Source organism: Klebsiella sp. K47, from assembly GCF_051858335.1.
Taxonomy (GTDB): domain Bacteria; phylum Pseudomonadota; class Gammaproteobacteria; order Enterobacterales; family Enterobacteriaceae; genus Klebsiella; species Klebsiella pneumoniae.
In genome coordinates this window covers 1-223 of the sequence record NZ_JBPYUI010000438.1, presented here as the reverse complement: position 1 = coordinate 223, position 223 = coordinate 1, and the positions used below count along the sequence as shown (strand labels likewise).

Annotated in this window: 1 protein-coding gene; it reads left to right on the top strand. The window is 42.6% G+C overall.

The window, feature by feature from the left end; translation table 11 throughout:
• Nucleotides 1-17: 17 nt before the first annotated feature.
• On the top strand, nucleotides 18-223 hold a 206-nt coding region (locus tag RRF55_RS28695), incomplete at its 3' end, for a hypothetical protein (protein ID WP_439419400.1).

The following is a 223-nucleotide window of genomic DNA, read 5'->3' as shown; positions in this document are numbered from 1 at the left end:
CGGAATACATTGGCGATATGAACTATCGTTTTGTTGCCACGCCTACTTTTGCACAGCAATGGTTTAAACAAGGTGTCAACCGCGAGTCTCTACGTGCAGCTCCTGCACTGATATTTAACGCAAAAGATCAACTCCACACCACGTATATCCAACAAAAGTTTGGACTCAATCCAACTCAATATCCACATCACTTTATTCCGTCTTCCAGTGCATTTTTTGATGC